The sequence below is a fragment of the Brevundimonas abyssalis TAR-001 genome, assembly GCF_000466985.1.
Taxonomy (GTDB): domain Bacteria; phylum Pseudomonadota; class Alphaproteobacteria; order Caulobacterales; family Caulobacteraceae; genus Brevundimonas; species Brevundimonas abyssalis.
Genome location: NZ_BATC01000008.1, coordinates 1 through 19772 on the forward strand (window position 1 = coordinate 1; position 19772 = coordinate 19772).

The 19772-nt window shown below is 66.3% G+C and carries 26 protein-coding genes, 1 tRNA gene and 2 pseudogenes; 12 read left to right on the forward strand and 17 right to left on the reverse strand.

From position 1 onward, the window contains the following. Window positions 1-669, forward strand: a 669-nt coding sequence (locus tag MBEBAB_RS03595) for a helix-turn-helix domain-containing protein (RefSeq protein ID WP_045318778.1), incomplete at its 5' end; no start/stop codon positions are given. Between the two features lies 1 nt (window position 670). Here the strand turns inward: MBEBAB_RS03595 and MBEBAB_RS03600 are convergent. From MBEBAB_RS03600 to MBEBAB_RS03610, 4 genes are all read right to left on the reverse strand, one after another. Next, window positions 671-1318: a methyltransferase domain-containing protein gene (locus MBEBAB_RS03600; protein ID WP_148291425.1), complete on the reverse strand. Its 648-nt coding sequence runs from the start codon at window positions 1316-1318 to the stop codon at window positions 671-673. A gap of 88 nt (window positions 1319-1406) precedes the next feature. Beyond that, window positions 1407-1616 (reverse strand): hypothetical protein, encoded by a 210-nt coding sequence (locus MBEBAB_RS17175; protein ID WP_242397056.1) that lies wholly within the window; start codon window positions 1614-1616, stop codon window positions 1407-1409. After that, window positions 1613-2836 (reverse strand): hypothetical protein, encoded by a 1224-nt coding sequence (locus tag MBEBAB_RS03605; RefSeq protein WP_242397057.1) that lies wholly within the window; start codon window positions 2834-2836, stop codon window positions 1613-1615. The genes MBEBAB_RS17175 and MBEBAB_RS03605 overlap by 4 nt, the downstream gene beginning before the upstream one ends. Before the next feature lie 67 nt (window positions 2837-2903). Beyond that, window positions 2904-3245: an Hpt domain-containing protein gene (locus MBEBAB_RS03610; protein WP_021696577.1), complete on the reverse strand. Its 342-nt coding sequence runs from the start codon at window positions 3243-3245 to the stop codon at window positions 2904-2906. Window positions 3246-3362: 117 nt separating this feature from the next. Here MBEBAB_RS03610 and MBEBAB_RS03615 point away from each other — a divergent pair. Beyond that, window positions 3363-3438: transfer RNA gene (locus tag MBEBAB_RS03615), tRNA-Lys, on the forward strand. Window positions 3439-4058: 620 nt separating this feature from the next. Here MBEBAB_RS03615 and MBEBAB_RS15530 read toward each other — a convergent pair. Further along, window positions 4059-4328, reverse strand: coding sequence for a helix-turn-helix transcriptional regulator (locus tag MBEBAB_RS15530; RefSeq protein WP_306301985.1), 270 nt, complete (start codon window positions 4326-4328; stop codon window positions 4059-4061). A gap of 453 nt (window positions 4329-4781) precedes the next feature. On the opposite strand from MBEBAB_RS15530, the gene MBEBAB_RS15535 reads away from it, so the two are divergent. After that, complete coding sequence (locus MBEBAB_RS15535; protein ID WP_081703400.1) at window positions 4782-5264, forward strand: RNA polymerase sigma factor; 483 nt, start codon at window positions 4782-4784, stop codon at window positions 5262-5264. Beyond that, window positions 5233-6315: a TraG/VirB4 family ATPase gene (locus MBEBAB_RS03625; protein ID WP_021696578.1), complete on the forward strand. Its 1083-nt coding sequence runs from the start codon at window positions 5233-5235 to the stop codon at window positions 6313-6315. The genes MBEBAB_RS15535 and MBEBAB_RS03625 overlap by 32 nt, the downstream gene beginning before the upstream one ends. A 181-nt stretch (window positions 6316-6496) precedes the next feature. On the opposite strand, the gene MBEBAB_RS17185 is transcribed toward MBEBAB_RS03625, so the two are convergent. Then, window positions 6497-6694, reverse strand: a complete 198-nt coding sequence (locus tag MBEBAB_RS17185) for a hypothetical protein (protein WP_242397058.1) — start codon at window positions 6692-6694, stop codon at window positions 6497-6499. A gap of 65 nt (window positions 6695-6759) precedes the next feature. Continuing rightward, entirely contained in the window at window positions 6760-7122 is a 363-nt protein-coding gene (locus MBEBAB_RS03635) for a hypothetical protein (protein WP_045318780.1), read from the reverse strand. A gap of 216 nt (window positions 7123-7338) precedes the next feature. Here MBEBAB_RS03635 and copC point away from each other — a divergent pair. The 3 genes and pseudogenes from copC (at window position 7339) to MBEBAB_RS03650 (ending at window position 9196) form a co-directional block, all read left to right on the forward strand. Continuing rightward, window positions 7339-7700: pseudogene (copC, locus tag MBEBAB_RS18800) on the forward strand (copper homeostasis periplasmic binding protein CopC). A gap of 6 nt (window positions 7701-7706) precedes the next feature. Next, window positions 7707-8639, forward strand: coding sequence for a copper homeostasis membrane protein CopD (gene copD / locus MBEBAB_RS03645; protein WP_021696582.1), 933 nt, complete (start codon window positions 7707-7709; stop codon window positions 8637-8639). Between the two features lie 131 nt (window positions 8640-8770). Then, on the forward strand, window positions 8771-9196 hold the full coding sequence (locus tag MBEBAB_RS03650; protein ID WP_045318781.1) for a DoxX family protein: 426 nt from the start codon (window positions 8771-8773) through the stop codon (window positions 9194-9196). Between the two features lie 30 nt (window positions 9197-9226). Here MBEBAB_RS03650 and MBEBAB_RS15540 read toward each other — a convergent pair whose 3' ends face one another. The 5 genes from MBEBAB_RS15540 to MBEBAB_RS14960 all read right to left on the reverse strand — a co-directional run bounded on the left by MBEBAB_RS15540 (window position 9227) and on the right by MBEBAB_RS14960 (window position 11767). Continuing rightward, window positions 9227-9622: a PepSY domain-containing protein gene (locus MBEBAB_RS15540; RefSeq protein ID WP_052516729.1), complete on the reverse strand. Its 396-nt coding sequence runs from the start codon at window positions 9620-9622 to the stop codon at window positions 9227-9229. Between the two features lie 59 nt (window positions 9623-9681). Continuing rightward, entirely contained in the window at window positions 9682-9948 is a 267-nt protein-coding gene (locus MBEBAB_RS16790; RefSeq protein WP_045318782.1) for a hypothetical protein, read from the reverse strand. A gap of 14 nt (window positions 9949-9962) precedes the next feature. Next, the gene (locus MBEBAB_RS03665) at window positions 9963-10427 is read right to left on the reverse strand and encodes a DUF411 domain-containing protein (protein ID WP_052516730.1); all 465 of its coding nucleotides are present in this window, start codon (window positions 10425-10427) and stop codon (window positions 9963-9965) included. A gap of 47 nt (window positions 10428-10474) precedes the next feature. Continuing rightward, window positions 10475-11014: a YybH family protein gene (locus tag MBEBAB_RS15545; protein ID WP_045318783.1), complete on the reverse strand. Its 540-nt coding sequence runs from the start codon at window positions 11012-11014 to the stop codon at window positions 10475-10477. A gap of 99 nt (window positions 11015-11113) precedes the next feature. After that, window positions 11114-11767: a DUF2231 domain-containing protein gene (locus MBEBAB_RS14960; protein WP_021696587.1), complete on the reverse strand. Its 654-nt coding sequence runs from the start codon at window positions 11765-11767 to the stop codon at window positions 11114-11116. Between the two features lie 128 nt (window positions 11768-11895). On the opposite strand from MBEBAB_RS14960, the gene MBEBAB_RS03680 reads away from it, so the two are divergent. The 5 genes from MBEBAB_RS03680 (at window position 11896) to MBEBAB_RS03700 (ending at window position 14169) form a co-directional block, all read left to right on the forward strand. Continuing rightward, window positions 11896-12165: a hypothetical protein gene (locus tag MBEBAB_RS03680; protein ID WP_081703412.1), complete on the forward strand. Its 270-nt coding sequence runs from the start codon at window positions 11896-11898 to the stop codon at window positions 12163-12165. Continuing rightward, window positions 12162-12602 carry a Spy/CpxP family protein refolding chaperone gene (locus tag MBEBAB_RS03685; RefSeq protein WP_021696589.1) on the forward strand — a complete coding sequence of 147 codons (441 nt, stop codon included), beginning with the start codon at window positions 12162-12164 and terminating at the stop codon, window positions 12600-12602. The genes MBEBAB_RS03680 and MBEBAB_RS03685 overlap by 4 nt, the downstream gene beginning before the upstream one ends. Before the next feature lie 8 nt (window positions 12603-12610). Then, window positions 12611-13189: an RNA polymerase sigma factor gene (locus tag MBEBAB_RS03690; protein ID WP_021696590.1), complete on the forward strand. Its 579-nt coding sequence runs from the start codon at window positions 12611-12613 to the stop codon at window positions 13187-13189. A gap of 223 nt (window positions 13190-13412) precedes the next feature. Then, entirely contained in the window at window positions 13413-13730 is a 318-nt protein-coding gene (locus MBEBAB_RS03695; protein WP_021696591.1) for a hypothetical protein, read from the forward strand. 28 nt (window positions 13731-13758) lie between these two features. Next, complete coding sequence (locus MBEBAB_RS03700) at window positions 13759-14169, forward strand: copper resistance CopC family protein (protein WP_021696592.1); 411 nt, start codon at window positions 13759-13761, stop codon at window positions 14167-14169. Between the two features lie 159 nt (window positions 14170-14328). Here MBEBAB_RS03700 and MBEBAB_RS15550 read toward each other — a convergent pair whose 3' ends face one another. From MBEBAB_RS15550 to MBEBAB_RS18580, 5 genes and pseudogenes are all read right to left on the reverse strand, one after another. After that, window positions 14329-14898 (reverse strand): HAD family hydrolase, encoded by a 570-nt coding sequence (locus MBEBAB_RS15550; protein ID WP_081703401.1) that lies wholly within the window; start codon window positions 14896-14898, stop codon window positions 14329-14331. Between the two features lie 260 nt (window positions 14899-15158). After that, window positions 15159-16090 (reverse strand): annotated as a pseudogene (locus MBEBAB_RS18575) (copper resistance protein B). Between the two features lie 248 nt (window positions 16091-16338). Then, the gene (locus MBEBAB_RS03715) at window positions 16339-18201 is read right to left on the reverse strand and encodes a copper resistance system multicopper oxidase (RefSeq protein WP_021696596.1); all 1863 of its coding nucleotides are present in this window, start codon (window positions 18199-18201) and stop codon (window positions 16339-16341) included. A 139-nt stretch (window positions 18202-18340) separates the two neighbouring features. After that, entirely contained in the window at window positions 18341-18793 is a 453-nt protein-coding gene (locus MBEBAB_RS03720) for a DUF305 domain-containing protein (RefSeq protein ID WP_045318786.1), read from the reverse strand. 60 nt (window positions 18794-18853) lie between these two features. After that, window positions 18854-19267: a DUF305 domain-containing protein gene (locus MBEBAB_RS18580; protein ID WP_021696598.1), complete on the reverse strand. Its 414-nt coding sequence runs from the start codon at window positions 19265-19267 to the stop codon at window positions 18854-18856. Window positions 19268-19772: the final 505 nt, after the last annotated feature.

Here is a 19772-nt window from a genome sequence, read left to right on the forward strand (position 1 = left end):
CTGGTGGATCAGGCCGCCCCGCCCGACCCGGCCTCGGCGCGCCTGCTCAAGGTGTCGCTGGCCAACACCCTGGCCGCCGCCATCCTCATGCCCTATGGCGCGTTCCAGACCCTGGCCGAGCAGAGCGGCTACGACATGGACCGCCTGTGCGCCCGCTTCGGCGTCTCGTTCGAACAGGCGGCCCACCGCCTGACCACCCTGTCGCGGCCCACCGCGCGGGGCGTGCCCTTCTTCTTCATCCGCGTGGACCGGGCGGGCAATGTGTCCAAGCGCTACGCCTCCTCCGCCTTTCCCTTCGCCCGGTTCGGCGGCGGCTGCCCCCGCTGGCGCCTTCACGACGCCTTCGGCTCGCCCGGCCGCGTCCTGACCCAGATCGTGGAGACTCCCGACGGCCAGCGCTGGTTCACCCTGGCCCGCACCGTCCCGCGTCAGGGAACCCACGACCACGACCTGGCCGTGGGCCTCGGCTGCGAGCTCAAGCACGCCCACCGCCTGATCCATGCGAAGGGCCTGAACCTCGACGCCCCCGAAGTCACCGGCATCGGCCCCGCCTGCCGCCTGTGCGACCGTCACCCCTGCCCCCAACGCGCCGAACCCCCGCAAGGCCGCCCCCTCACCGTCGACGACTGGGCCAAGTCGGTGAGCCCCTATCCGTTCGTGATCAGCTGACTTAGATCTTCCCGGTCAGAACGAGCCGCTTCAGCTTCTTGCCCCACACGATCGCGCTTTCACGAAGCCGGATCATCCTCGCCTCGGCGGGCGAGACCTCATCATCGAATGTCTTGAAGGCGACCCGCGCGCGACGCTTGATCTTCATGGGGCGAATGGTCGGGAAGTGAGGCTTCAGCCTGGCCTCCCACCAGTCCGCGCCGTGAAGGGTGACGTGGGCGTTGCGCCCATCCAACAGCAGGGTGCGCGCCGGGGCCGTGTCGATGACCAGAAGGGCGTGTTCAGCGACCGCCGCCATATCGGTGAGGACAGGGTCCAGGTCCTCTTCGGGAATATGTTCAAGAACATCGACATTGATCAGCACGTCGAAACGGCGCTTCGGGCGCGCCGAAAACGCCGGCACCGCAGGATCGTACCGGCCGATCTCCGCGATCCCCAGCCGCCGCCCCACCAAAGGCCCCAGCATGCCCTTGCCGCAGCCGTAGTCGATCAGCGACGTCGCCTTCAGCGCCTTCAGATGCGGCAAGATCCACGGGAGTGTCTTGTGTCCCGTGGACCCATAGGACGCGTCCTTGGCATGGAACGCCGCATACTCATCCACGAGTGCCTGATCCGTCATAATCCCCCCCATTTTTTTATGGTGGGTCATCCATCAGACTCCACTCGAAATATCAATGGTGTCTGAGATCAATTGGATCAGGGTCAAGACCTTTTGATCTTCGCGAACGGTCGTCTGGCTAGAGCAGCACCACCCGCCCGTCGCGCACCTCGTGCGCCACCCCCGCGCGCTGGAACAGCGAGGCGATCTCGGCCGCGGGATCCGCCGCGCCGTCCGTCAGCAGCCGGCGGATGTCGCCCGCAAGGGAGGCGTCGCCGCTCACCCGCGTCAGCTCGGCCAGCCACTCGTCGGCGGTCAGGATACCGTCCTCGCGGTTGGCGTCGATCATCCCTCGCACCACGGTGAAGACGTCCCCGCCCGTTCGCGCCGCGCCGGGCTCGGCCAGCATGTGGAACACGGCCCCGCAGGCGTAATAGGCCTGATGCTCGCTGCGCTCCGCCGCCGTGTGAATGGGCCGGGCGGCGAAGCCGGCGCATTCGTCCACCGCCGTCTGCAGTCGGGCGCGCGCGTCATAGGTCGATCGATCCGGGCCAGGGCGCGCACGGCCAGGATGTCGGCGCCGCCCTCGGTGATCCACATGTCGCGCACGCGTTCGTAACGCACCACCTGACCCAGCCAGAAATGTGCGCCCTCGTGGGCGATGAACCACCGTGCGCCCGCGCGCACCTCGGGTGTCGGCTCAAGCACGCCGACACCCTCGAAGGTCATGATGACCAGCCCGGGCAGGACGCTGCCACCCATGCTCAACAGGGACGGGGTCGGCCCGGCCCAGCTGACCATCAGGGTCGGCCGGGCCGACTGGCCCGCGCCGAGCCGATCCGCGTAATGGCTCATGACCCGGGGCGTGAAAGCCGACAGCTCCGTCTCGATCCAGGCGGGCAGTTCCGGGTCGAACACGGCGGCCAGATGCGCCGTCTCGTCCACCGGCACATCGCCGAACAGCACATAGGTCGGCGCCTCGGGCCGTTCAGCCTCGGCGCGCCGCTCGCCGTTCATCAACACCGGTCCCGCCTGATCGCGGAACAGGGCGCGAACCACCTCCCCATCAAGTTCTACGCCGTTGAGGTCCATGGGCAGGGCGTCGGCGTCCGCCGCATTCGCCAGCGGCCGCATGTCGAACTGGTCGGAATACAGCGCCACCGAGCCGTCGGTGAACGTCAGGGCCGGATCATAGGCGGCCAGCAGATTGCCTGAGAACGGCTCGAACCGGATGCGCACACGGCGGGGGACCGGGACGCCGTCCTCGCCCACCAGTACATCGTGCCAGCCGCGCCGCTCGATGCGCACACCGGGCGTCTCCACCGTAAAGGCGCGAGGCCGCCACGGCTGATTGTCCACCCGCGTCAGCGCCGAGTCCGTGAACAGCCAGGCCGGGGCGTCGCGGTCCAGCACATAGTCGGCGGTCCACACATCCCCGTCGCGCAGCACCCGCACCGTGGCGGGCCCGGCCAGGTCCTGCTCCGGCATGGGCCCGGGCGTGGCGGCGCAGGCGGCCAGCAGGGCGGCGGCCATCAGGAGGCAGGCGTGGCGCATCATGGCGATCTCCATTGCTAAGCTCGCCATATCCCCGGCCCCGCGCCCGGTCATCTTAAGCTTGAGTCATTTGCGCGGCCGGTCAGGCCCTGAGAGACCGCAGCATCAACTCGTGCCGCCACGCCGCCACATCGGCCAGGGCCCGGTCCAGTTCATTGCGCACCCGGCCCAGCCCGGCGCCGTCCCCGGCCTCCGCCTCTGCGCAGGCGCGGGCCAGGTCGGCCGCCCCGATGCCCGCCGCCGCCCCGCGCAGGGTATGGGCCGCGTCGCGCCAGCCGTCGGTCCCCGGCGCCAGCATGGGGGCCCACAGGGCCGCCTGTTCGGTGAACAGGGCCAGCACCTCCCCGGAGACGTCATCGTCCCCGCCGGTGGTCCGCTCCAGCACCGAGAAATCCACCGCCCCGCTCAGATCCCGCCTCGCCATCGCGCCCTCCATTTCCGTTCATCATCATGACCGACGCAAAAGCCTTGCGAAAGCATTCGCGACCTAGTAGGTGGTCCGCCCTTCGCCGGACATGTCCAGCGAGGCGTACGATGGTTCGGGTGATTAGCTCAGTTGGTAGAGCAGCTGACTCTTAATCAGCGGGTCGTAGGTTCGAGCCCTACATCACCCACCATCGTTTCTCAATAAAAACAATAACTTACACCCATCTGGAGGGGTCGCCCCGTTCTAGCTTGGCCGTTTAGAACGGTGTTTAGAACGGTGCTCTCGGGCGCGTTTACGGCCTTTAAGAACCAGTGACTTCTTCGTGATGGAGGAAGGTGACCTGTCTTTTCACGGTGCGAACCCTTCGGGTCGCTTGCGCCTGGTGTTCGGGGGATGGTGGTCTGAACTGAGACGGAGGTTCGCCGTGAGCGCACGGGTCGGTCAGCGATTTCTACGCACCCCGCAAGCAGGGGAATATCTGGGCCTCTCGAGCCGAACGCTCGAGAAGCACAGAACCTACGGCACGGGGCCCGTGTATCGAAAGCTCGGCGGACGCGTGGTCTACGATCTCGACGACCTTTGCCAATGGGCCGACAGCGGCCTTCGAGCCTCGACATCCGATCCTCATTCCGGCCCGCATCCGGCGTCACCCCGCGCCTAGCCTTGTCATCCGCCCTCATTTAGACTTGTGAATGGCGGGTTCCGGAACGGGTAGGTGCTGGTCTTGAGTCAGGGGACGCTTAGCGTCGACGGCGACCAGGGTCGAAACGCCGGGCTTCATCACAGAAGTTCCTGGCCCGCCCCCTTCCCTCATCGTGCTTCGATCAAACCTTGTCGAACAGCCGACGCGACGGCCTCAATTCGCGTTCGAACCTTCAGCTTGGAGCAGACTTTCTCAAGGTAGCTGTCCACCGTGCGCGGCGACAATGAGAGGATGGTCCCAATGTCTGCGGAGCTTTTCCCGCGACACACCCACTGCAGACATTCCTGTTCGCGAGGGCTCAGCGAGGCCGGGGGCGGCTGGGGTTCCGGGTCTTGGGCATTAGCTTCCATGCTACACCACTGGTTGACTCGGTCCATCCGTACACGGCGGATCGAAGCGAGAGCAACGTCAATGTTTTGCGGCTTTCCCGCAGGTTTCTTGCGGTCCCGCCAACCTTGCCGGATGGTTGAACCCGCAACCGTCGGCGACTACAGCCCTCCGGTCGGGCGCCGTGAGATAGGCGCGGAGCTGGAGCCGGGGTTCGCCCATGGTGGAGGCAGCGCTGCGCGTCGAAGTATCGGGCCTCGTTTCGCGAGGATTCCAACGCCCGACCCCTCCGCCTTGCGTCAGGATTCCGTTTGATTCATGCTCTAGTGTCGGCGTGCGCGCCGATAGGGGCTTGGAATCCCCTGTGCGAAGTCAAACTCAAACGACGCGCGCCCCGCGCGCTTGTCGCTTGTCGACGGAGAGAGCCCGTGCGTCCGCACGGCGGCGACCCGTCTGATCTCGTCTGCGGATTCCCCGCCTTCCCTGAGGGTCGGAGAGGTGCGTTGACCGATACCAAAGAGCTGGAACCGGAAGCAGCGGAGGGCCTAAACGGCCTGTATCGCCGCTATGCCGGCTGGCTCGATGGGCGGCTCAGGGCGCACGTGGGCGCCGACCAGGCAGCCGACGTGGTTCAAGAGACTTATCTGCGGGCCGCGCCCTATCGGAGCGCGGACATCCGACACCCCAAGTCTTTCTTGCTGCGGATTGCGCTCAATCTGGTTCGTGACGAGAGCCGGCGCCTGAAACGACAGCACGAGGCATTGGGCGATTTTGGTCAAGAGCAGAGTGGGGCCGCTTCTCAGGCGGAACAGCTGATGCTGAAGCAAATCATCCTTACCATGCCGCCGCTGTATCGGGACATCTTCGTATTGAGCCGCTTTCGCCCGGCGCACCCGACCGGCTGCCATCACATCGCGCAATTTCGCCGCCTTGGCTCCTTTCCACGCCCATCCCGTGGGCAAGGCGCGCGGCAACCATTGGGGTGAGGCGGTCGCGACCCTGCGGACCACGGCCGGCTCGCCCTTCTACTTCAACTTTCACGTCGGCGACCTGGGCCACACCTTCATCTGCGGGCCCTCGGGCTCGGGCAAGACGGTGGTCCAGAACTTCATGCTGGCTCAGCTGGAGCGTTTCGGCGCCCAGCAACTGTTCATCGACAAGGATCGCGGGGCCGAGATCTTCGTGCGCGCCTCTGGCGGAACCTATCTGGCGCTGCGGAATGGCGAGCCGACCGGGTTCGCCCCCTTCAAGGCGCTGCCGCCCTCTCCCGTCAATCGAGCGTTTCTGGTCCGTCTGGTCCGCGCCCTCGTCGCCCGTCCGGACGAAACCCTGACGGTGCCTGAGGCGCGGGCCATCGACCAGGGCGTGGCCGCCCTAGAGGCCTTGCCGCGCGACCGCCGCTCGATCGCCGCGTTGCGCAGCCTGCTCGGCCAAGGCGACGCCGGCGGGGTGGGGGCCCGGCTGGAACGCTGGCAACGCGGCGGGCCACTTGGCTGGGTGCTCGACAATGAGGAGGACGCGCTCGGCCTAGAAACCCGCTTCGCCGGCTTCGACATCACCCAGGTGCTCGATCATGACGAAGTCCGCACGCCGGCCATGCTCTATCTGTTCCACCGCATCGCAGAGCGTGTGGACGGTCGCCGGCTGGTCCTCGACATCGACGAATTCTGGAAGGTGCTAGGCGACCCGGCTTTCACCGACCTTGCGCAGGACGGCTTGAAGAGAGGTCTGGGTCCAGGCCAAGTCGCTCGGCATGGACGTTACCGGATACCGCCCGAGACAGCGAGACCGCCAAGCTGGCGGCGAGGTCCAGGAGCGCCAGCAGGAAACGGCTCCCGCTCGCGTCCAGGTCGGGCGAACCGTGGACGATCGGGTGAAGATCGCTTCCGCCGTCATTCGCACGCTGGTCACCGATCCGCAGGCGCAGGGCCGGTTGATCGAGCGGGCCTGGACCCGGGCGACGGCGCATCTGGAGCGGATTCGTCGGGCACCGGACATGGGTCTGTGCGGCAGAGAGATCAGAACCGCGACCGCTGAAACGGTAGGTCCGGAAGGTTTCCGGCGGCGACGCCCTCGCCGCCGGAAGCCTGAACACTCGCTCCAGAGGAACGCTTCGCCTAGCCTTGGGGCGCTGGTTCCGGCGTGGCTGAGGCCTCATCGGACGGTTCAGCCGACGGCGCCGTAGGTTCTTGGGTCGGTCTCATGTCGTCACAGCATTTCATCTCGGCGTCAGCGCCATATCCTTGCAGCATTCGCAAGCTTCGGCGGCGAGAGCCGCGCCAGCGCTCAGCGTCAGGATCGCGCCGGCGGCCGCCAGCAGGTTGGAAATTTTCATCGTCATTCTCCTAGTGAACCATGGATGGTCATGAAATTCCTCGAAACCGTCGTACCCCCCGTATGGGCGGATATCGGCCACGAGCTAAATTGATCGGCGGTCGCCGCGTAACGGCGCGCACGGCCTCCCAAGCAGCGGAAGCCGTTCTACGACAGCCGTTTTGGCGGATTCTTGTGTGGAAGCGGGCCAGCGCCCTCTCGCACGACATCGACGGCGTCGAACCTGATCCCCCGCCGCGCGGACGGGCGTTGGACAGTCGGCGCCGGCGGCAGGGGCGCCGCAACGGCGGCGCAGCCCATCTTGGCGATGCAATCGGGCGTCATCTCGTCGCAGGGGCTCATCGCCTTGCCGGAAGACTCGTCCTCCATCACCATCATTAGGGCGCAGTCCATCTCCGCCATGCCACCCGTCGATGCGAACACCTGCAACGGGGTGGCGTGCGCCGACGACTGCCCGATAAAGCCGGCCACTGCCAAGGCGAACAGAACGGTGCGAACGATATTCCACATGCCCTTCCATCCCACCCCTGCCGACGCGGAGTCAAACGACCGATCTTGCCTGCGTCAGGCCCTCGCGCGGCCAATGGGTGCCGATTGCCTTGCACCGCATCCCATTCCGGACAGCGCCGACCCGGGGTGAGTTTGCGTCAGCCGAAGGTCGGATGAGGGATTGAGCCCCGGCGCCCGTATATATCGTTGAACCCCTTTGGTTTCGGAGTATCCAGAATGACCCCTCGCAAGATCCTTTCCCTCGTCGGCGCGGCCAGCGCTCTGCTGCTGGTCGCCACCCAGGCCGAGGCCCATGCCCGCGTCGTCTCCTCCACGCCGGCGGCAACCGCGACCATCGCTTCTCCCCGGGCGCTCACGGTGACCTTCAGCGAGCGCGTGGTCCCGGCCTTCTCGGGCCTTGAGGTCGTCAACGCGGCGGGGGCCAAATTCGCCGTGACCACCACCGTCTCCGAGGACGCAAGACCATCTCAGGGCGGACGGCCCGCCCGCTCGCCGCCGGCGCCTACAATCTCAACTGGCGCGCGGCGTCGGCTGATGGTCACCGCATGACCGGCGTTATCGTCTTCACCGTGCGCTGAGCCTTCGTGCTCGACAGCCTGGTCATTCTGCTCCGGCTCGCTCAGTACGGGGGCGCTGTCGTCCTTCTGGGAACGCCGCTGTTCCTCATCTATGGACTGCGCGCGTCGGACGGGGTGGCACTCGGTTGGCCGAGGCCGCTGCTGATCGCCGCCTCGGCCGTTGTCGCCCTGAGCTCGGCCGCAGCGCTCGGGGCCCAGACTTCGGTGATGGCGGGCTCGATCGCCGAGGGTCTCAAACCCGCTTCCCTGGGTTTCATGATCACCGGCACGAGCCTAGGGCCGGCCTTCCTGGCCCGCGCCTTGGTCGCTGCGGCCGCTCTGGTCCTCCTTGTGCTGGCCAAGCCTTCCCGACCGGTCTGGATCGTCGTCGCCTTGGCCGGGCTCGTCGTGAGCGCCAGTTTCGCTTGGACGGGGCACGGCGCGGCCACGGAGGGGCCGGGAGGTCTCGTTCACCTGACGGCGGCCATACTGCACAGCTGGGGGGCCGCAGTCTGGCTCGGCGCGCTCGCGGCCCTGCTGATCCTGACGGTCCGCCACCGTCCCGCCCCAGCCGCTGACCGGATCCTTCACCAGGCGCTTCACGGCTTCGCAGGCGTGGGGACCGCGTCGGTCGCCGTCCTGGTGCTGAGCGGCCTGGTCAACAGCTGGTTCCTGATCGGACCTGACCGACTCTCTGGTCTTCTCACCACGCCCTACGGCCTGCTGCTGACGGGCAAGCTTGTCATCTTCGTGCTCATGCTGGTCCTGGCCGCAGCAAATCGCTTCCACCTAACCCCGGATCTCGCCCGCGTCCTCGATGATCCCGAGGATCTTCGGGTCGCGGTGGGACGTCTGAAGCGCAGCCTGATCATGGAAACTCTGCTGGCCCTAGCGCTTCTCGTGCTCGTTGCGGTTATGGGCACCTTAGCGCCTGTCTCTGCAATGGACATGACGATGTAGCCGTCAGGTTCTGAAATGGGTGCAAAGAAGCCTCGAAACCGCACGAAGACCCAGAAACGTTTCTCGAAGCCGTCGTGCGCCGCCGGTCCATCGGACCCGGGGTCCTGGCGTGTCCTTTTGCACCCGGTATTGTGAGGCGACATATCGGTTCCCTGGCAAAAACCATCGCCAAGGCCCTTCTGGCCGCCGCGTTTGTGATGGCAGGCATCCTCCAGCTGACAGCGCCAGAACCGTTCCTGGCGATCACACCCGACTGGGTGGTCTGGCCGCAAACGGTGATCCGCGTCACGGGCCTGCTGGAGATACTGGGCGCGAGCGCCCTGTACGTCCCGCGCCTGCGTCGCGCGGCCGGACTGGCCTTGGCCGCGTATGCGATCTGCGTCTTCCCGGCCAACATCAAGCACGCCATGGACTCGGCCGCTGAGGCCAGCGCCTTCCCAGGTTGGTGGTATCATGGCCCTCGGCTAGCGCTTCAGCCGATCATCGTCTGGTGGGCGCTCTGGTGCTCTGGCGTGATCGACTGGCCCTTCCATGGCCGCCGCAAATCACCCGACTGATTGGTCCAGGCCGTCGAGACAGGCACAGACTCAGCGTTTGGATCCCCTGGACGCGCGCGCCGTCTTCAGGTCCCGCGAAATCCTTATCCACAACAGGATGAACCCTGACACGACGATGCTCAGCGTCAACGCCGTGGTGATGATGATCAAGGGGTGATTGAAATCCTCGCCATCGTTCCAGTCCATGACATGGAGACGCCAGAAGAAGTCGAAGATCCGCCAGACGCCCGACCGGCGTGTCACCACCTCGCCGGTCGCCGGCGACAGGTAGAAACTGGTCTTTTCGCGGTCGGCGAAGTCCACCCGCCACAACGGCCCGGTTTGTCCGGTCTCCTGGGGCGCGGTGTTCAGGAACACGGCTTCCGACACCCCCGCCTCGCCCCTGTAAGCGCGCCTGGCGAAGCCCGTGGCCTGGGCGGTCGACATCGGTCCGAACGGCCGACCTGTCGCAGCCGACACGATGACCGGCTCGCCCGCCGCCGGTGTCAGGGTCCACGCCGGGCCCCGCGGCGTTGTGCGCAACTCCGCCTGGACCGCGCGACGCCCGCGCGGCGGGCGATCTCGCCGAGGGCCGGAAGGGCGCCGAGCTCCAGCGGCACCGGGTTGAGTTCAGCCGCGCGATGCTCGCCGCGCACCGTCTCGATCGGGATGGCCGTCATCACCAGACCGCCGCCGACCCAGAACAGCACTTGAAGACCGACGACGAGCGCGATCCATTTATGCAGTTGGGTGGAGAGCCTGAGAACCTTCATGCCCGCGCCTCCGCCTAGCCGTGACGCGCGAAGACGCGCGTGCCGCCGCCCTTGAGGATCAGCAGGGTTTCATAAGGCTCCCGCTGGCCGTCGGGCGTCTCCATGCCGGGAGACCCCAGCGGCATCGCCGGCACCGCCAGACCCAGGGCGTCGGGACGCTCCGCAAGCAGCCGGCGCACGTCCTCGGCTGGTACATGGCCCTCCAGGACATATCCCCCGATCACGGCCGTATGACAGGAGGCTACAGACGCGGGAACGCCTTCGGCGCCGCGAACTGTGCCAGGGTCGCTCACCTCGGTGATTTGCGCCTGAAAGCCCGCCGCTGTCATGTGCTCAACCCACGCGCCGCAGCAGCCGCAGGTGGGCGATTTGTAGACGGCGAGGTCAGATGAAGGATGCAAGGTTTGCGAGCAGGCTGCGGCTGCCGAGGCGCTGACTCCAATGATCAGAAGAGAGCGGCGCGAAAGCGACATTATCATTGGCTCGTTACTCTGGTGATTGAGAGGCGGGGTAACCCGGTTGGGCGTCAAGTCGCCCGACGCAAGGGCCGAGCCGAAGAGTGATAGATGTCGAACCTCCACTCGTCGCCCCGCTTGCGCAGGACGCTTGTGGCGACGCCGCGGCGCTCGATCGGTTCGCGCGCCGTGTCCTTGAAGGTGATGTGATAGGTGTAGGTCTCGCTCACGAATGCGGTATCGCCGTCGATCTCCACAGTCATCTCGTGGTTACGAAACTCGAAACCCGCCAGATCGGTGAACTCGGGTCCGAGATGGTGCTCGAGATAATAGGCGAACGTCCCCTCGACGCCGCCGTTCTCGAAAATCGCCGAGTCCTCCCAGAACAGAGCCGTGGTCTGTGACACGTCCATCCGAATAATGGCGTCCTTGTAGGCGGTGACGACGGTTCGGACCTGCGCCTCGTCAGCGGTTTGCGCATGACCGGGGGCGTGTGCCGAGCCTGGAGTGTGTGTCGAGCCGGGGGCGTGAGAGTGGGGCGCCTGGGCCTGGGCAGAGGTAGCGAGGATGGCGGCGAGCGCCGATCCGGCGAGTGCTGAACGAAACGACATGGATCAAGCTCCTGGTTAGCCGCGGCCGCGAAAGCGTCCTGGTCCGGCCGAAGTGGATCGAAAACAATGTGGCTGGACGGCGAGCGTCCTTGGGGACCGTCAGAACATCAGATGTCTCATGCCGTGAGTCAGCATCCCGCCCAGCAGGCCGTTGACCATCACGGCGGCGGCGGTGAGCGTCAATAGGCCGATGTAGATCATCTCACGCCCGCGCCCCGGTCGGCGGACCCAGTGTTCCTTCGCCCACCAGCAGAGCAGGCCCAGAAGGGCGATCGAGGTGCCGAGCCACCGGTGATAGGCGTGGGTCGCGTCGTCCTTGCCGGGAAGCCCCATGGCGAACCACCCCAGCGCCACCGCGACGATCGAGGAGATCGCCGCCAGAGCGATGATGACGCGGGTGCCCTGGGTCAGGACCGGCCGACGCAACGTCAGAGCAGCGATCTCGAGAAGGGCGGCGACGAGGAACAGTGCGATAGGGAAATGCACCGCCGCCGGATGCATGGCGCCGAACCAGCGATACAAACGCTGGGGCATGGGCCTGGGACTCTCGTCTGCCATCATGGCGCCGTGGTCCATGTCTTGGGCCATGTCCGGCATGGCCATCATCCCCCACTCCGGCACGGCGCCGGCCGGGGCAGCGGCCTGGACGCGGGCCGCAGCCTGCTTGTCATGGTCCTCGTGCGCGATTGCCGGCGCGCTGACCGACAGCGCCAGCACCAGGGCGAGACCCGACAGAAATCTACGCAGCGCCATGGCCCTCTCCAATCCTGTCCCTTCTGCTATCTACGCGCCGCAAAGCCCGTCCCCTCGCTCGAGGGATTTGGCGCGTTTCGGTGTAATAGGGATTAGGGGCGCAAGGAGAATGTTCGATGATGCGTAATTTGGATGATCTTCTGGTGCGGTGGGCGGCGATGCCCGTCGATAGGTCGCTCGACGGACTGGAGCCCATCGTCTGGCGCCGAGTCGATGTTTTAAGGGGGGAGCGCCTCGTCGCGCAGCTTCGGTTCGGGGCTGTGGCCATGGCCCTGGCGACCGGCCTTACCGCAGGCGGCGTCGGCGCTGTCGCCGCGCCACGACCGCCCGGCGAAATGGCCATCTTCACGGTTGATGCGGGCCTGTCGCTCCTGGTGCGCCTGGAAACCGGCCGATGATGCGCGGCTGGCGGGCGATCGTCCTGACGGCCGTGCTGGCCGCAGTCGCAGGCGGCGCGGGCACCTGGATCAGCGCCAGCTGGGTGCTGAGCCGGCGCGAACCGCCGTCGCTGCACGACATCGTGCACAATGGCCTCACGCTCTCATCCGACCAATTGACCCGCATCGAGGCGGTCGAAGCCCGGTTCGCGGCCCGCCGGCCTGCGCTCGAAGCCGACGTCCGCGCGGCGAACCGAGAATTGGCGCGCGCCATTGAACAGAGCGATGGCGACGGGCCCCAGGTCCAAGCCGCAGTGGACCATTTTCACGTCGCGATGGGCGCCCTCCAGAAGGAGACGATCGCCCACGTGTTCGAGATGCGATCGGTGCTGACGCCGGCCCAGGCCGAGGTCTTCGACGACCGCATCGTCGCGGCTCTCGCGCCCGACGAAAACTAGCGGTCCGGGTGGAGAGTCCAACGGACCTGTCAGCCCGCGCCGCCGGCGGCGACCGGGCGGCCTTCAGCGAGTTGATGCGGCAGACCAAGACGGCGCTGTTCCGCTTCGTCCGGCGCTATGTCGGCGACGAGCAGGAGGCATGGGATCTGTTACAGGAGACCTATGCGGCGGCTTGGATCAACATCCACCGCTACGATCCGATGCGGCCCTTCGAGGCCTGGATCCGGACCATCGCGCTCAACAAATGCAGGGACTGGAGCCGCCGTCGCGCCGTCCGGCGGCTCATCCGGGGCGGCGTCGATCTGTCTTCGCCGGAAGCCATGGCCGTGCCGGACGTGGCCGAGTCGGCGGACGAGAGGATGGAGGCCGGCGAGCGGCTCGCCCGGCTGAACGAGGCGATGAGCCGTTTACCCCCTCACCTCAAGGCTCCGCTTCTGCTCACGGCGATCGAGGGCCGCAGTCAGGCGGAAACGGCTGGAATGCTCGGGATCTCCATCAAGGCCGTCGAGACCCGCGTGGCGCGCGCCCGCCGCAAACTTTCCGACGCCTTGGGGGACACGAGCGCCGTCCGGACCATTCTGGAGTGACCGGTCCGCTGTCCCCGGGACCGTCATCGGCGTCCGGCCATATGCTCGCGCCGGACCGAGCGCCAGTCGATCGACATGGTCGGCGAGGGCTGCGGCGCGCGCCCGCGTAATCAAGTATAAGACGTCGCCCGCTCCCGCGGGTGGCCCAACAAGGCCGAATTCCTTTTGACCTAGGCGTCGCCAAAGGCGACCCGACCGTCACCCCTTTCTGAGGAGCCGTTACATGAGAACCTTGATCCTCACCGCCGCTGCGGCGGTCACCCTGGGCGCCTGCCAGCAAGCCGCCGAGCCTCAGCCTGTCGACGCCCAGACTGCGCCGGACGCCTCGGCGACGACCCCGATGGACGCCGCGCCGGTCGTCACGCCCGAGCCGACCCCGCAGCCGCAGACCGCCGAGTCGGCGCCCGCGACCCCGCGTGCCCCGGCGCCCCGACCGGCCCGGCCAGCGCCAGCGCCCGTTCCGACGCCGCCGCCCGCCGATCCGATGGCCGGCCATGACATGTCGAAGATGGACGACATGACCATGCCGCCCAACCAATAGTTCCGCGTAAGTATCAGGAGTTTTTCCCATGAACCGTTCAATTCTCGCCGGCTTCGCTATCTTGGCGGCGCTGGCTCCCGTCTCCCTCGCCCACGCCCAGAGCCAGCCGCACGCGGGCATGTCGGCGCAGGAGCACGCTGCAATGCAGGCACCGGCCAACGGCGTCGTGACGACCCCGGCGGACAACGCCATGCTGTCCGCCGCCCCGACCGCTTTCTCGGCGACCTTCCCGCACGCCATGGTCCTGACGTCGCTTCGCCTGACCGGCGGGCCTTCGGGGCAGGCGGTCGATGTGGCCGTGTCGGCGGATGCTGCGCCTGCGACCATGGTCAGGGCGCCGCTTCCCACCATGGCGCCCGGCTCCTACACCGCCGCCTGGGCAGCGAATGGCCCCGACGGCCACGAGATGAATGGCGTCGTTCGTTTCATGGTTCACTGAGGCGGCGGCCTCTCGCCTCCTGAGGGCCCAAACAGATGTGAAGGAACGCCGCGCGGCTTGCCGCGCGGCGTTCCTTTTTGACCAATCGGATCATCGGCCTCCTGACCTCTGATCATCGGTCGATTGCAAGCGGCGGTGAGATCGCGCGTGTGGCGGTCTTCATCCACGCTGGCTCTGGGGGCCGGGACCAGCCGTTCGCCCAGGCCCGCCAAGGTCCGGACCACGATATCGGCGTCGCCGGAACGGCCCCTTACCCTTGGCCCGCCTCCGGATCGTATAGGATAGTAAAACAGCCCAGAGCCTTGGACGGACGATGTCCCTTTCGGGGTTGCCGCCGATCACGCAGACTTTGCGGGGCTCACCCGCCAGGGGGCAAAACGCCCGTCTGAACGCGGCGGGGCAGGTCTTTCCGATACCGACTTCGCCCTCGATCCAGATGTGATCGAAATAGGATTCGGGACCGAACCGCTTGATCTTGGCGAGCTGCAACGGACCGGAGCCGTTGGTGAGAAGCGCGAAACGATGTCCCGCGTTCCGCAACTCAACCAGCAGCGCCTCCGCCCCGACCTCGAGCCGTATGTCTTGGTCTCGCTGCTGGCTGAAGGCGTGAGCGAGGCGCTCGGCGACCTCCGTCAGCGGTGCGGGATATCCCTCCCGGTCAAGCGCCTTTGAAGGCGGCGGCGGCGATGCGGCGGGCGGCGCGGCCCCGGCGGTGACTGTTCGGGTCACGCCAGAACGCTTCGCCGGCTTGGTTCAGGGCCTGTGCCGCGATGTCTGGCGCCAAGTCTCCAAGCTCGGCTTGCAACGCCAAGCAAACGCTCCGCTACGCCTAATCCGGCCTGCGGTAAGCCGAGATCAGCGTATCATCCATATCGATGACCACGACCGACGACGCCGCCCTGCGGGCGGGCGCCGGGCTGATCTTGCGAGCGGTCCGGAAGGGCCTGCGATAGCTTCAGGTCGGATGAGGTTTGCCGCCCTCAACCCCGCTAAAACCACGTCCGGATACCGACGACGAACCGCGTGTCTTCAGAACTTCGCCCATCGGCTTCGAGGAAGTCCGCCGTATTGCCGAAGCTCTTCGTCCATTCCAAGCCGACATAAGGGGCGAACTCCTTGCGGAACTCATACCGCAACCGAGCCCCCACCTGGAGCGACGACAGGCCGGACCCGACTCGAAGCTCGGGAATGTCCTCGGCTGACAACACCACTTCAGCGCGCGGCTGCACGATCCAGCGATTGGTGATTCGCTGATCGTATTCGGCCTCCGCCCTCGCCGTCAGCTCGCCCTTGGTGGACAGGAAGGCGGCTGCATCGACTTCGAACCAATAGGGTGCCAGCCCCTGGATACCGACGACCAGATCAGTCCGGTCGCCTCCGTCGGGGCGATAAGTCTGGCGCACTCCGGTTTGAAATCGAAGAAAGGTCTGATGGCGCGGCTGTACAAGGCCTGAAGCTCGGCCTCCTCCAACCCGCCATCGAACTCACCCTCCCCTTCCGATTTCCACCAGAAGCGATTGATGTCTCCGCCCGTCCAACCCTGAACATCGAAGCCGTATGCCTCCTCGCCATCCGAGAAGCTCGCTTCCAATTGGTCGATGATGACGGAACTGGCGCGCACCTCGCCGTTCTCGATCCGAAGCTGCTCCCTCGACGCCGCCATCTCAGCCGGATCGAACAACAGATCGGCGGCATGCGTGGGACCAGAGGTCGCGGCCAACGGGACCGGCATCTCCGGGGGGCGCCCCGGGGTGTCGGCGCTCGTCGGCACGTCGGGGGGAATTGCCATCCCTAACATGTCGTGGCCGGCATGGGGATCCGCTTGTCCCGGCTGGGGCTGGCCCATCGCCGACATGTCGTGGCCTGCGTGCGGATCGGCCTGGCCAGTCGCGGGCATCGATCCCGACGGCATCGCGGACATGTCATGGCCGGCGTGAGGATCTGCGGCGGGCTGAACGCGTTCGGGAACGGCTCCCACAGGACAAATGGGAGCCCCGGTCGCGCTGACCCGCGCGGCGTCGCCGGTCGGGGCGCCGCGTCGAACACAGCCTGGCGGAAGCGGCGCGGATTGCGCGGGCTGGGCGGCGACCGAGTGCCCAGCATGGGACTGAGCCAGGGCGGGAGACGCGGATGCGAGGATGAGCGGCAGAAGGGCGACTGAGGTCCGGATCACGAGGCGACTCCATCCATGGGGCGCACGGTGACGACGTTGAACATCCCCGCGTGCATGTGCATCAACATGTGGCAGTGGAAAGCCCAGTCGCCGGGGGCGTCGGCCGTCAGATCGAAGGTGACCTTGCCGCCCGGCGCGACATTGACCGTATGCTTGAGGGGCTGGTGGCCGGCTGGTCCGCCCGTCACGAGTTCGAAGAAATGGCCGTGCAGGTGGATCGGGTGGGCCATCATTGTGTCGTTGACCAGGGTCACCCGCACACGCTCATCTCGCTCGAAGCGGATGGGTTCAACGATCTCGCTAAATTTGCGCCCGTCGAAGCCCCACATGAATCGCTCCATGTTGCCGGTCAGATGGATTTCCATCGTCCGTGACGGGGGACGCTGGTCCTTATTGGGCTGGAGCGACACCAGGTCGGTGTAGACGAGGACGCGGTGGGGAACGTCCTGTAGCCCGGTCGGGCGCTCGCCCAACCGGTTCGCCGGGGCCATGGCGATGGCGTCAACGCCCACCCCGACCGCCATGTCGGGCGGCGCGTTCTCAGGATCGCGCATGTTCATCCCGGCCATGGACCCATGGTCCATCCCGCTCATCGTCCCGGCGGATTGGGGAGCCATGGCGCTGTGATCCATGCCCGCCATGGCTCCGCCGGACGCGCCGGTCATGGCCCCGTGGTCCATCCCGGCCATGGCCGCGCCTGGTTGGGCTCCCATGGACCCGTGATCCATCCCGCCCATGCCGCCCATGTCGCCCATGCCCATGTCGCGCATGGTCAGGTTGGGGACCTCGCGCAGCGGCGGCACCTCGGCGCTCATGCCCAGGCGCGGCGCCAGGGTCGCCCGACCCATGCCGGAACGGTCGATGGCCTCGGAGACGATGGTGTAGGCGCGGTCCTCGGTCGGCCGAACGATCACGTCATAGGTCTCGGCGACCGAGATCTGGAATTCGTCGGTTTCGACCGGCCGGACGTTCTCGCCGTCGGCCTGGACCACCGTCATCGGCAGGCCGGGGATGCGGACGTTGAAGATCGACATGGCCGAGGCGTTGATGATGCGCAGGCGCACCCGCTCGCCCGGCCCGAACAGGCCGGTCCAGTTCTCCTGCGGCCCGTGGCCGTTGATCAGATAAGTGTAGGTCGTGCCGTTGACGTCGAGGATGTCGCGCGGATCCATGCGCATCTCGCCCCACATCCGGCGTTCCTCCAGGCTCATCCGGTCCTCGCCGGAGATGAGCCCGGCCAAGGTCGTCCGCTGCCGATTGAAATATCCCGGGCTCTGCTTAAGCTTGGTCAGGATGTCGTGGGGGTTCATGAAGCTCCAGTCCGACAGGACCAGAACATGCTCTCGGTCATAGCCGATCGGGTCCGCGGCCGCTGGATCGATGACGATCGGGCCGTAGTGGCCGAGCGCTTCCTGGAGCCCCGAATGGCTGTGGTACCAGAAGGTCCCGGACTGACGGATCGGGAACTCGTAGACAAACGTCTCGCGCGGTCTGATGCCTGGGAAGCTGATGCCTGGAACCCCGTCCATCTGGAACGGCAGCAACAGGCCGTGCCAGTGGATCGAGGTGTCCTCGTCCAAGGTGTTGGTCACAGACAGTCGCACGTTCTGGCCCTCGCGCATCCGAAGCAGGGGCGCCGGAAGCATCCCATTGATCGTCGTCGCGAGACCGGTTCTGCCGCCCACGGTGAATGGGGTCTGGCCGACGGTGAGGTCGATGTTCGGTCCCGTCAGGGTCGGCAGGTCGGACCTCAGTCCCGGCGTGCCGGTCTGTGCCCAGGCAGGCATCATGCCCTGCAAGGCCGCAAGACTGCCTCCGGCGACGGCGCCGCGCAGCAGCAGTCGACGATCCAGCTTCATGGGATACTCCTGAAAGTCATGATCGCACCTCCGAACGGCGACGATCTATAGGGATTTACGCAAGCGGCGCGGCCGTCCCTCGCGACACGCTGCCGCAGAGAGCCGACCGCGCCAGCGCCTTCTTGGACCGCCCGCCGAATTACCGCCGCGCCAGAAGAGCCTTCATCTGGGCGATTTCTCGTTCCTGGGAGCTGACGATCTCTTCGCACAGACTGAGCACTTCCGGATCCGTCAGCGACGCCTGCTGGCACATCAGGATGGCGCCGGAGTGGTGCGGGATCATCGAACGCAGGAATTCCGCATCGCCCACCGCCGCCTGGGTCCGCATCCCCCAGAAGCTGACCGCGAAGACCAAAGCGGCGGCGGCGCCGATCAGCAGATTGGTTCGTTTAGAGGGATACATTGACCTCATGAAGACCAGCATAAGAATCGCCATCGGCGAGACCATCATCAGGGTCATGTAGACGTTATTGAGGTTAAGGTAGAAATGATCGAGGGACGCGATCATCGTATACATCACAAGGTACATGATGATGAAATCAAGGACGAGTTCGATCGCAAACGACCGATAGCTCCCCTTCATGGCTTTCATGTTTTCCACGGCTGCAACCCTTTTCTGATCAAAACCCGCCCCCGCATCAGCAACGCTGCGTCAGCCGGCATTCCCGGGATGGGCTTCCAACCACGCGCGTAACTCGCCGATGTCGGCCGTCTGCATCTCGATCGTCTTCTGCGCCATGCGCCGGATGCCGGCGTCCTGGCTCTCGCGCAGCACCACCTGGGACATGTCGAGAGCGCCCTGGTGGTGAGCGATCATCTTGCTGGCCCACATCTGGTCCGTGTTCGCTCCGGTCGCGGCCATCATGGCGTCTATCATTTTCGCTTCGGCCGGCGCGAACGGCGGCTCACCGCCTCCGTCCGGCGCCGCCGCACCGTCTGCGGCCCCCACGTTCGTCTCAAGCCAACGCCGGAGCTCGGCGATGTCCCCGGTCTGCATGTCGATGGTCTTCTGCGCCATCCGGCGAATGTCGGCATCCCGGGTATCCCGCAGCACGATCTGGGACATGTCGAGGGCGCCTGATGATGGGGGATCATCTTGCGGGCCCATGACTCGCCGGCGTTGGCTCCTGTCGCCGCCCTCATGGCCTCGTGCATTTCGGTCTCGGCGGCGGAGAACGGCGTCTGCGCCATCGCCATGGGTTCCGAGGAGGCGTCCGCCTCCGGCGCCGACGGCGCCTCTGCCGCAGGACTGCAGGCTGCAAGAACGAGAGCTGAAGAGCCGGCTGCAAGGAGGGTCAAGCGCGTGATGGTTGGGTTGATCATTGGAATCTCCGGCTTCGATGCGGTCGCCGGCGATTCGCGGGGCGGCCAAACAATGAGGGGCGTCCGGCATCCGCTGCGGCGGGGCGGACTTGACCTGCCCCGGCAACACGCCGGACATGGATGACAACCTAATCCGGGCCAGCCGCCACGGTTCCGCCTTGATTAAATATACCGGAGCGTCGCCAGATCAGGCGAAGGATCTTCCGCCGGGATGCGTATTGACCCAAGCGCCATTCATCATGTTCCCT

Excerpts from the sequence above, each read along its gene's own strand:
- MBEBAB_RS03600 (WP_148291425.1), bottom strand. The coding sequence starts at position 1,318 with ATGACCCACCATAAAAAAATGGGGGGGATTATGACGGATCAGGCACTC.
- MBEBAB_RS17175 (WP_242397056.1), bottom strand. The coding sequence starts at position 1,616 with ATGATCGACGCCAACCGCGAGGACGGTATCCTGACCGCCGACGAGTGG.
- MBEBAB_RS03605 (WP_242397057.1), bottom strand. The coding sequence starts at position 2,836 with ATGGAGATCGCCATGATGCGCCACGCCTGCCTCCTGATGGCCGCCGCC.
- MBEBAB_RS03610 (WP_021696577.1), bottom strand. The coding sequence starts at position 3,245 with ATGGCGAGGCGGGATCTGAGCGGGGCGGTGGATTTCTCGGTGCTGGAG.
- MBEBAB_RS15530 (WP_306301985.1), bottom strand. The coding sequence starts at position 4,328 with ATGGACCGAGTCAACCAGTGGTGTAGCATGGAAGCTAATGCCCAAGAC.
- MBEBAB_RS03635 (WP_045318780.1), bottom strand. The coding sequence starts at position 7,122 with ATGTGGAATATCGTTCGCACCGTTCTGTTCGCCTTGGCAGTGGCCGGC.
- MBEBAB_RS15540 (WP_052516729.1), bottom strand. The coding sequence starts at position 9,622 with ATGTCGACCGCCCAGGCCACGGGCTTCGCCAGGCGCGCTTACAGGGGC.
- MBEBAB_RS16790 (WP_045318782.1), bottom strand. The coding sequence starts at position 9,948 with ATGAAGGTTCTCAGGCTCTCCACCCAACTGCATAAATGGATCGCGCTC.
- MBEBAB_RS03665 (WP_052516730.1), bottom strand. The coding sequence starts at position 10,427 with ATGATAATGTCGCTTTCGCGCCGCTCTCTTCTGATCATTGGAGTCAGC.
- MBEBAB_RS15545 (WP_045318783.1), bottom strand. The coding sequence starts at position 11,014 with ATGTCGTTTCGTTCAGCACTCGCCGGATCGGCGCTCGCCGCCATCCTC.
- MBEBAB_RS14960 (WP_021696587.1), bottom strand. The coding sequence starts at position 11,767 with ATGGCGCTGCGTAGATTTCTGTCGGGTCTCGCCCTGGTGCTGGCGCTG.
- MBEBAB_RS03685 (WP_021696589.1), top strand. The coding sequence starts at position 12,162 with ATGATGCGCGGCTGGCGGGCGATCGTCCTGACGGCCGTGCTGGCCGCA.
- MBEBAB_RS03695 (WP_021696591.1), top strand. The coding sequence starts at position 13,413 with ATGAGAACCTTGATCCTCACCGCCGCTGCGGCGGTCACCCTGGGCGCC.
- MBEBAB_RS03700 (WP_021696592.1), top strand. The coding sequence starts at position 13,759 with ATGAACCGTTCAATTCTCGCCGGCTTCGCTATCTTGGCGGCGCTGGCT.
- MBEBAB_RS03715 (WP_021696596.1), bottom strand. The coding sequence starts at position 18,201 with ATGAAGCTGGATCGTCGACTGCTGCTGCGCGGCGCCGTCGCCGGAGGC.
- MBEBAB_RS03720 (WP_045318786.1), bottom strand. The coding sequence starts at position 18,793 with ATGAAAGCCATGAAGGGGAGCTATCGGTCGTTTGCGATCGAACTCGTC.
- MBEBAB_RS18580 (WP_021696598.1), bottom strand. The coding sequence starts at position 19,267 with ATGTCCCAGATCGTGCTGCGGGATACCCGGGATGCCGACATTCGCCGG.